At 62.0% G+C, this 9,696-nt stretch carries 7 protein-coding genes; 3 read left to right on the top strand and 4 right to left on the bottom strand.

The genetic code is table 11. The features are described 5' to 3' along the window. Positions 1 to 241 (top strand): M20/M25/M40 family metallo-hydrolase (locus tag ACESNG_RS01620; RefSeq protein ID WP_373067460.1); only part of this gene is annotated, 241 nt, incomplete at its 5' end. A 934-nt stretch (positions 242 to 1,175) separates the two neighbouring features. Here the strand turns inward: ACESNG_RS01620 and ACESNG_RS01615 are convergent. Together ACESNG_RS01615 and ACESNG_RS01610 are read right to left on the bottom strand one after the other, a co-directional pair. After that, the gene (locus ACESNG_RS01615) at positions 1,176 to 1,982 is read right to left on the bottom strand and encodes a hypothetical protein (protein ID WP_373061896.1); all 807 of its coding nucleotides are present in this window, start codon (positions 1,980 to 1,982) and stop codon (positions 1,176 to 1,178) included. Positions 1,983 to 2,578: 596 nt separating this feature from the next. Further along, positions 2,579 to 4,264 (bottom strand): S8 family serine peptidase, encoded by a 1,686-nt coding sequence (locus ACESNG_RS01610; protein WP_373067457.1) that lies wholly within the window; start codon positions 4,262 to 4,264, stop codon positions 2,579 to 2,581. 116 nt (positions 4,265 to 4,380) lie between these two features. Between ACESNG_RS01610 and ACESNG_RS01605 the strand changes: the two genes are divergently transcribed. After that, on the top strand, positions 4,381 to 4,842 hold the full coding sequence (locus ACESNG_RS01605) for a hypothetical protein (protein ID WP_373067455.1): 462 nt from the start codon (positions 4,381 to 4,383) through the stop codon (positions 4,840 to 4,842). A 110-nt stretch (positions 4,843 to 4,952) separates the two neighbouring features. Here the strand turns inward: ACESNG_RS01605 and ACESNG_RS01600 are convergent, their stop codons facing one another. Next, the gene (locus ACESNG_RS01600) at positions 4,953 to 5,711 is read right to left on the bottom strand and encodes a helix-turn-helix domain-containing protein (protein ID WP_373061892.1); all 759 of its coding nucleotides are present in this window, start codon (positions 5,709 to 5,711) and stop codon (positions 4,953 to 4,955) included. Positions 5,712 to 6,330: 619 nt separating this feature from the next. After that, positions 6,331 to 7,671, bottom strand: a complete 1,341-nt coding sequence (locus ACESNG_RS01595) for a transposase (RefSeq protein ID WP_373061890.1) — start codon at positions 7,669 to 7,671, stop codon at positions 6,331 to 6,333. A gap of 801 nt (positions 7,672 to 8,472) precedes the next feature. Between ACESNG_RS01595 and ACESNG_RS01590 the strand changes: the two genes are divergently transcribed. Further along, the gene (locus tag ACESNG_RS01590) at positions 8,473 to 9,543 is read left to right on the top strand and encodes an IS5 family transposase (protein WP_373061898.1); all 1,071 of its coding nucleotides are present in this window, start codon (positions 8,473 to 8,475) and stop codon (positions 9,541 to 9,543) included. Positions 9,544 to 9,696 lie beyond the last annotated feature (153 nt).

Here is a 9,696-nt window from a genome sequence, read left to right as displayed (position 1 = left end):
CGGCAAGCGCGCGCTCGAGGCGGCTTTCGGACGGGCGCCGGTGATTACGGGCGAGGGCGGGAGCATACCCGTGGTCGGCGACTTCGAGCGCATTCTCGGCGCGCCGGTACTGCTCATGGGCTTTGGCCTGCCCGGCGAAAACGCCCATGCGCCCAACGAGTGGATCAGTATCGAGAACTACCAAGGCGGCATTCGCGCCGCCGCCACGTTACTTGACGAGTATCGGGCGGCGACGCGCTGAGCGCCGGGGAGTACATCTCCCCGGCGCTCCGTGTGCTACTTCACATCAATCACTTTCACGCCAGCGGTAGCGGCGCCGCCGCTCACGTACCCGATTGCTCGCACGCGAGACCAATGTCCGCGCCAACCAGACGGAGCGCTAGGATACGCCGAGCACGCTTGCCGGATACGTATCCACTCACGCGCCGCATTCACCGCTACGCAAAAGGTGTTCTTCTTGATGTCGCCGCGTCGTGCAGATATTGCTTCAGTGTCAGCCGATTGGGAGCGTGCGCCATCTGGCGCGCGCGGCGTGCGCGCGAGCGCGACCCTGACCGCGTACATGCGCTTCTACCAACATCGTACAATCTCGGCGCTCGAGCCTTTAGGACTCGACGACCCGTACGACTTTCCTGGCGCGTCGACTGTCCCGGCCAGCGATACTGTCATGACCTTGACGCGCGTCCCCGGGCGGACCGACGGCGTAAGTCTATCGACGGAGGTCATCTCCAGTCGTGGCGCAGTCGCGCGCGTCAGCTATACGGCACAGCGGGAGCGCGCAGCCCCAACGAGTCCGCGCCATTCAAGTGATGTTGTGCAGTTCGCTTCGACTGCTCGTGTGGTGCGCGAGCGGTCAGACGACCGACGCCGCGTTGCCAACCACAGCGCTTCCATCTCGAACTCGTCAGTGAACACACGCCGCTCATGACGTGCGGGCTCCTTGTTCGATCTAGCGAGTTAGTCGTTCACGAAATCGGATCGGTTCTAGTTGTCCACAAACTGAATTCGACTAAGCGCTTTGGTGAGGATGTGAAGTTACTGTCTGCATTGCGACGCGCGAAACGCCACGCACCCTCTGCACGAACAGGAGGACGCGCGGCGACAGGTACATCCTGAGACGCGCTGGTCGCGGCTAAACCGTACTGTCAAGAGGGGTGCATGACTGGCGATACCAGTCACGGCACGACGAAGATGTAGCCCAGACCAGCACCGCCGAGTGCGACGGACGCACGTACCGTCCGTGAGGTTAGATCCACCAACAGCAAACGAGCCGGCTGCGCCGGATACAGGGTGCCGATGGGTGACGTTCCTGTACGCACAAATACCGACTTCCCATCCGCGCTACGGCCGACGAACCCCATCACCAGCGCCGTAGGACTATTCGGCGCTCCGCCAACGGGAGTACTAATGTCGATGGCTCCATCAGCGGTCAGATCTGCTCGAAACAGCTGAAGTAGCCCTCGACCAGGGCTATCGGGAAATCGTCCATTATCAGCGAGCACGACCGCGCCGAATGCAGGATCGACCGTAAACGGACCAGTACTGATACGCGAGGTGCGGCCCAGCACCCGCCGCGTCGCCAGATCTAATCGTACAAGCTCCGCTTCATTGCCGATGACTAAATCGCGCCCGTTGGCCACGACCGCAACGTCCCAGAATGTTGCCGCCGATGACCCGCCAAGATCCTGCGGAGTTACTGAATCCAACGGAGCAAGTGACTGCAAATCGAGTAGATACAGCATCGATTGGCGCCGCGGCCCAGTAGCGGCATTCTCGCGACTGGCGATCACCGCGAGCGCTCCATTCGGCAAGGTCGGCGCGCCGCGGGGAATCGTCACCATTCCGCCACCAGCGACATTCCACGGACCACTAAAGGCGCGCGTACGCCGCGAAACAAGATCGACCGCCGCGATCCCTACCACGTTGTCTTGCTCTGCACGCCAGACATACAGCGACGTGCCGTCGACCGACGGTGTCAACACCTCAGCAGTTCGAATGCCGATAGGTCCGAAGGCTGGCTGGAGGCGCTCTGAGAGCCGGAGCCGCCATTCCTCACGCAGCGAACGCGCGTTGACCGCGAGCAGCTCACGTCGCCCGTCGATTGACGCAATGCCCGCGTAAATGAGGTTGCTGTCCGCGCTAAGCGCCGCGCCTTCTAAGTACCCGCCGAGCTCACGGCGTGCGACTATCGTAGCAGTCGATGCGTCAACTCGGATCAAGCTACTTTGAAATGCCCCATCGTCTGAGATCGATGTGACCACCGATTCAGCACCTGCTCCCGCTGTCACGTGGGTAGTCGGCTGCTGGCACGAGATCAACCCGAGCAGGCAACCCCCCCACGCAGGGGCACAACCTCGAAGTCCTTTTGTCATAGCCTCAGTCGGATATCACGTACGCTTGCAAGGTTTCGGCACTCGCGCGCGCGCGAGTGCCGACGATACCCACGAGTGCGAGTGCTATTGGGAAACAGCGGTACCAAGCATGCTATTTGCCCCATGCGATTGGCGCATCGCGAACGACCTCCAGAGGGCCACTCCACGATACGCCAACTCCAAGTGCAGCGAAAGCGTCCCGCGAGCTACTGGAGTGCGTTGTATGCGTTCAACTTCCCAGCACCAAATGTTGTTGCCGTGCCCCACGGATTCGCGCTGCTACGTAACTTCGCCTTCACCTGCGCGGCAGTAAGCGCGGAGTTGCGTGACAGCATCAGAGCCGCAACGGCGCTTACTTGAGGTGCAGCCGCTGAGGTGCCCGAGAACGACGACGTGAAGTCGGCGCTCCCACCGGGACCGTCGTTGCAACCCTGCGCTCCGTAGCGGTCAATGGTCACGACTTCCCCGACGCAAGCATTAGTGAAGTGCCCGCTGGGCGCAACAACGTCGATTCGACCGTTGGGCGTGTAATCCGCCGGGCTGCCGTACCGGTCAATCGCACCAACGGAAATTACGTTTCTCGTGCTTGACAGATTTGCAGGGTACACCACACCACCAATGATCCCATATTGACGCTCCGAGGTGTTGCCCGCGGAGAAGACCACGACTGCACCCTTGCCGCCGCGTCCCAAGGACAATGCGTTGTTGATCGCGCCGGTGATGGCGTTGCTGACCGGTCCACCACCCCAACTGTTGTTGATGACGTCGCTTTGCATGCCCTGCCACGCATAGTTGATCGCATCACCGATTTGTGCATCAGTGGCGACTTGCGTACCCTGAAAACTTTCAGGAGGATAGGTACGACGGAAGATTCGGATGGCATTCACCGTGACGTTCGGCGCGATCCCCGCGACGCCGACGCCATTGTTCTGCGATGCCGCAATGATTCCGGCGACCGAGGTCCCATGCGTATCATTGCCAAAGGGATAGAACGGCGAGTCGCCGGTCGAAAACGCGTACAACAGATCATACCCCTGCGCGCCACTGAAGTTGCCGATCATATCGCCCGCGAATCCGCCGCCGGAGTTACTGTGCAGCAGATCGACACCATCGTCGATGACCGTGACCCGCACGCTCTGCGAGCCGAATGTCAGGTCCCATGCTGGCTCGACATTAATGTCGACGGGTACGCCGTTGAAGAACAGCGGATTGCGCAAATGAAACTGCTGTGCGTAGAACGGGTCGCTCGGGACGAATGCGGGCCGATGCCCGGAGATTTTATCGGGGTCTGCCCATTGCACAATCGGGTTGCGATCCAGCGCCTGTGCGACTTTGAGTGGGTCGCGGCCGGGGGCGTACGCCAAGCGATAGGCGAGGAAGCCAGAGTCCGGCTTGGGCGTACGAATAACGCGGGCACCGGCCGTCGTAATTACTTGTGCGATCAGTGCCGGCGAGACCCCCTCTTTAAACTGCACATCGAGCTGATTCACTAACCACACAGGCTGCCCACCATCCACCGCACGAAATGCCGGGCTCGCGAATTCGAATCGTGCATCGCGACGAAGCGACGCGACGAGGCTATCGACATTGTCGCGCGTTGCACCGACCAGCTTCAGCGCACGATGCCCTGGGACGGACAGCGTCCCACCTTCGTCTGATACCCGTACGCCCGCAAAGGAGGCAAGCGCACCCTTCGCGGCTTCTGCCGCTACTGCTGGTAGCCCGTCGCGCGTGCTGACGATAACGGTCGTCGGATCTGCTTCGAGATAGACCGGCTTCCCCTCATAGTAGTAGAACGGTCGTTCGGAATTTGCCGGCGCCAGTAGCGCGGTCGACGATGCAGTCTCTACCGGCGCAACGAGTCGCTCTTGCGTTTGACACGCGGTGAGCATGCCGAGCGCCGTTACACCGAGCCACGCTCGTGCGCTTACCCTTTGACGGTGCCTCATCGTCGTCTCACTCCATCTGAAGATTGAACATCGACTGCGGGAAATACCGATGTGAGCACATGGAAGACGGCGCTTTTTCACATGTGGCGTCGTTGTCAGAGGCCAGTTCGCGCGTTGCGTTACCGAACGTGCCTGCTCGGCAGGCGTTTGCGGACAGCACAGTGACTGATGACACCTTTCATCCACTGCTGAACAACCCATCGGAACCGGCAAGTAAGTCACGTGCACCATCAGGCAACCATTTCTTTTTCGGCAGAGATCTCGGCTTATCGGCAAGTTTCGTGATAGATGACACCGTCCACACGGCTTCTTCGAAACGTGAAAGTGCCCTTGGCGAACAAGACGGCTCACCACCGCATGATGCAGATACTGTCTGGTGCATCCTCAACGTCGGCTCCATCGTCGCCGCGCGTGTTTGTGAGACGCGAGTGATGAGCCGCACTAACGCAAGCTGCACGCTGCTGCAAGACCGACGTCGCAGTCGCAAGCAACGCACACTTTCGAAGCCACCGAACGCATGATACGACGCCCGAACAGATCTTCGAGTGTCGTTCATCAATCGACGCTCTCGTTGATATGTCCCTGAGCTGAGCATCTATGGGCGAACGGGCGCAACAGATTGTTGATAGCCTCATCCAGTCAATCGAGCTCGAAGCGCTTCCATAGTACGCGAGACCGCGCCAGCACGTCGCAATGCGCTTGGTGTGACACACAGCAGTCGCATCACGAGTGCATTTACCGCGGACGGCGTCGCGAAGCCAAGCCGCTCCGCCACGACTTCAAGAGTCAGCGTCGGATTGTGCAAGAGGCACGAAACACGCACGAGTCGGGACCAAGCAATCAGTTCTTGGGCGCTCGGTAGCTTAGACCGGCGCAATCGAGCGTTCAGCGTGCGCTCGGGCAGGCCGACGGCATGTGCCAACATCGACACCGTTAACGGATAGCCGGCCTGCTGGATGCAATAGCGCACGATGCCGTGCGCTTCGGACGGAATCACCGGGATGACCGAGTGCCAGAACTGGGTTTCACAAGCGCGAGCCATGGCATCGTGGATGACTTCACGCAGCGTGGCGCGTGAGTCGTCCACGCCACGAATGATCACGGAATGCAACGTATGGGCGGCCATCGAGGCGAGCGCCCTCACGCTTGCTGGCGCAAGACCGGCGTAGGCGATCACAGGAAGGTGCGGCGCGCGCGCCCGCAGTTGAGAGATGGCGTCGGCGACCGGCGTGCCATCCGCGTCCAGCGGCTCAGCCAGTACCAGTTGCGCCTGAGATGCCAGACCTACCAGTTCGTCCGCGCGTCGACACCACGTTATCGAAAGCGTGGGATCGACTGCCTCACGAAGGCGGCGCGCATCCGCCGCCTCATTAACCAATGCGACCAGCATACTTGACTCATTCCCGGCGAAAAGTGGTCTCCTCGCGCACGTAACTAGAGAGTTGCTTGGAGGTGATACCGGTGTATCACGCAATCCGATGCACTTCGCACCAGATGCGAGAACTACGCCAATGGTGAACCTCTACGGCGTCGACGATACGAGACCGGTCCGATACCTAGTCGTAGGTCATGTGAACACATCCTGTTCCGTGTGAATGCCGAATACGTATCGTTATGCCGAATACGTCGGCATAGCTATCCGAGAGGCTGAGCGTTGATGTTGGATCAGAGACTACTGTCGCTGCTGACTGCTGCATTAATCAGTCGCCCCGGGACTACCGTAGGGTAGGGACTCGCGCGGAGCGTGCCGAGGAAACTCTGTGCGTCGGGGATAGGAATTTGAATCGGGGTCGGTCGAGTAGCTGTCGCTACACACGGCGCGATTGCCGACCCCGCAAGGGCCGGCTGGCGGGCAGCGGCCTGCCCGCCGCCCGCCGTCGTGCCTCGGTAGCCGTCCGGACGGCGTTTCCCGTGGGCGCCCGGTCGCCGCAGGGACCGGGCGGACGCTCCGGTGGGTCTGACGCGCACGCCGAACGTCCCCGCCCGTGGGCGGGGCGTCGGGGTGAGGCTCAGCGGGCGTGGTGGGCTGCGGCGGGTCGTCGCGTGAGGCCCGGTCCCGACGGTCCTCGGGTCGAGGGCGGGCTCCGCGCGGCGGCGGGGGTCGCCGTCGCGGCGCGGGTGCGGAGGGGCGCGAGGATCTGGTCGATCACCGAGGCCTGGGTGATGCACGCGATGATCCGCATGGGCCCGCGACAGGTCGGGCAGGCCAGCGGGTCGACCTCGAAGATCTGCTGCAGGAGCGCCGCCCATCGGCGGCTGGCCTCGGTGGGCGCCAGTCGTGGCGCGGGGACGATGGCGGGCGGCACGGCGGCCGCCGCGGTCGCCGCCGTGCCCCGCATTCCGCGGGGGCGGTTGGCATACCAGCCGTAGTACCGTGTCGTGACGTGCCCTTTGTCGGGGATGTGCACCAGCACCCGGGCGAGGAACTCGAGCGGGTCCACGGTCTCGGTGCCCGCCGTCGGGCCGTCGGACTTGTCGGAGCGATACGTCACCGCCTTCGCACTGCGATCGTAGGTGAGCCGTTCCAAGGCGACGGGATTCCGCGCGCAGTACCGCGCGAGCCGGGTGGCGAAGGCCCGGTCGTCCTCCGACACCCAGACGGCCGTGTGCACGTGGAAGCCCGAGTGCGGCCACGTGAGCATCCCGGCGGCTTGGTCCTCGTCGAAGAGGGCCAAGCGCACGAAGAGCCGGAGCACGGCGCGGCGAAACGCCTCTGTCAACCGGGCCGTGTCATGCACCGGCCACGAGACAAACGTGCCGTCGGGCCAGAAGCCGCCGTCGGTGACGAGGAGATGGAGGTGCGGATGCCAGTTCGCGCGTGAGCCGTGCGTCTGCAGACACGCGACGATGCCGACCGCCAAGTCGCGCTCACCCGTCAGCGCGCGGATGGCCGCCGTGACGGTGCGGGCGGCGACGCGAGCGATCTCGCCGAGCAGGCGGCGACGATAGAGACAATACGCGCGGAGCCGCTTCGGGATGGTGAGCACGACCTGGCGGTGCGGCACCGGCGCGAGCAGGGTGGTGTCCAGCCACTGCGTCCAAATCGCGAGGCGTTTGGCGTGGCAGCTCGGGCAGAAATACCGGCACTTGCACGAGAACGCGAGCAGGTATTCGTGCGCGCAGGCGTCGCAGCGGATGCGGGCGAAGCCGTGCTCGAGGACGCCACACGCCAGGAACTTGTCGGCGACCTGCGCGACGACCGAGCGCCACGGGCCATACTCGCGGGCAAACCGCTCGTCGTAGACCGTCTGCAGGCGGTGCAGATGATCTGAGACCAACCGAAACAGCGGCGACGCCTGAGGACGCCGGGGTTTGTAGACGCCACTCGGCGCCGCCACTGCGTCGGGCATGCATGCTCCGGGACCGGGGAGCGCCGAGCATATGCTCCACTCGCGCACGGACCGTCACCGTTCCGTTGCGCCACGGGCCGTTTCGACGCAACGTCCGGTGTCGCGGGCCTAACGATGCTTGCTGCAGACGGGTCTGAATACGCCTCTTCGATGAAATCGGCAGGGATCGCGTCGGCATTCCTTTTTGGAGTCGTGCCGCTCATCAGATGGGGGCTGCCAGCAACGCTACCACTGCCCGTGAGGCTGCTTGCGGCGGCGGCCGGCGGGGCGGTCGTAGCCGGCCTTGTTTTGAAGCGCAGCGATTCCCCGATTGTGCAGCAGACTCTTGCGTCTGTTTTTGGGCGCCTGAGGCGCAGCTGACAGAGTGGGCGACAGCCACTCGTCAAGCGCGCGCTTCATCAGCCGTTCGAGATTTTAAACCCAGTCCTGATGCGACTTTGTCAGACAGTTGTCCCATTACCGCTCTGGCGAAATTTGCCGGACGTGAGCCGAGCTGGGGGCACAGGAGTGGGTGCTCGATGAAGCACTACACGACAGCACTTCCTGTAAGAGGAGCCGGCTGATCGGTCCGCGCGCAAGAGGTCTCGTCAATAGGTGTGGAAACGTGCGGTCAGGCGGCGGCCTTCTCGAGGGCGGGGGTTGGTGCGGTAGCCGGTCGGCCATCGACGTAACGGACGCCGAGGAAGACGGCAAGACATAAGGGCACCTCTAAAAATTGCTGCCACTTTTCCCGCTTGAAACACGCGAGACGCGACCTCACCGGATACCATTCCGTCCATGGAAACCCCTCGAGCACACGCGATGAAAAGGAAGAGGCAGCCGGGCTTTTTTGACATAGCGGAACGCACCGCCACGCTCACCCGGATGGGCGACCCGCTGGTTGGGCTGAAAGACCAGATCAACTGGGCAGCGTTCCGGCCCGACCTGAATCGGGTGCACGAGAAGGCACGCAAGAGCAACGCGGGTGCCAAGCCCATTGATGTCGTGCTCATGTTCAAGGTGTTGGTGCTGCAACAGCTGAACAATCTGTCCGACGAGCGCATCGAATATCAGATACGCGACCGGCTTTCCGTCATGCGCTTTCTGGACTTGCAGCTTGAAGATCGCGTCCCGGATGCCAAGACCGTCTGGCTGTTTCGCGAGCGCTTGAAAGCCCTGCAACTGGTGGACGTGGTGTTCGTCCGCTTCCACGAACAGTTGGCCACGCAAGGCTACGCGGCGCGTGCCGGCCAAATGATAGACGCCACCTTTGTCGAAGTCCCGCGCCAGCGCAACACGCGCGAAGAGAACGCCCAGGTCAAGGCCGGCGAGACACCCGCCGAGTGGCAACAACCCGTACCGCAATCCAAGCGTCGTCAAAAGGACGTCGACGCCCGCTGGACCAAGAAGAACCACGAGAATCACTACGGTTTCAAGAACCACGTTAACGCGGACCAAGGGAACAAGCTGGTGCAACGTTTCGAGGTCAGTGATGCGGCGGTACACGACAGCCAGGTGTTTGAAACGCTCCTGGATCAGACCGAAGACCACGAGGGGAAGAAACGGGGACTCTATGCGGACAGCGCCTACCGCTCACAGGAAAAAGAAGCACAACTGGCCGCTGCCAACATACCAAGCCACATCTCCGAGAAGGGCGCGCGCAAACATCCGCTGACCGAAGAACAGAAAGCATCGAACACCGAGAAAAGCAGAGTGCGCTCGCGCGTCGAACATGTGTTTGGAGCGCAAGCGCAGATGGGTGGGCACATCGTGCGCACCATCGGCCTGCTTCGTGCCAAGGTCAAAATCGGCATGATGAATCTGGTGTACAACATGGTGCGTCTTGGGCAGTTGCTCAGGCGCGACAGGAGAGGTACGCCCGCGATGGCATAAAATGAGAAAAATGGCAGCAATGCCTGGGAAAGAGGCGGCATTCAGGCGCATTCAACAGACAAATCGCTCGAGTTGCTGAACTTTTACGAAATGTTGAAGCTGAGCGAAATTAAATCGTATTTTTAGAGGTGCCCTCATGACCGCTCCCACGAT

Source organism: Gemmatimonas sp., from assembly GCF_041689975.1.
GTDB lineage: Bacteria > Gemmatimonadota > Gemmatimonadetes > Gemmatimonadales > Gemmatimonadaceae > Gemmatimonas.
This window is presented reverse-complemented; position numbering and strand designations above follow the sequence as displayed.

Excerpts from the sequence above, each read along its gene's own strand:
- ACESNG_RS01610 (WP_373067457.1), bottom strand. The coding sequence starts at position 4,264 with ATGCTCACCGCGTGTCAAACGCAAGAGCGACTCGTTGCGCCGGTAGAG.
- ACESNG_RS01605 (WP_373067455.1), top strand. The coding sequence starts at position 4,381 with ATGGAAGACGGCGCTTTTTCACATGTGGCGTCGTTGTCAGAGGCCAGT.
- ACESNG_RS01600 (WP_373061892.1), bottom strand. The coding sequence starts at position 5,711 with ATGCTGGTCGCATTGGTTAATGAGGCGGCGGATGCGCGCCGCCTTCGT.
- ACESNG_RS01595 (WP_373061890.1), bottom strand. The coding sequence starts at position 7,671 with ATGCCCGACGCAGTGGCGGCGCCGAGTGGCGTCTACAAACCCCGGCGT.
- ACESNG_RS01590 (WP_373061898.1), top strand. The coding sequence starts at position 8,473 with ATGAAAAGGAAGAGGCAGCCGGGCTTTTTTGACATAGCGGAACGCACC.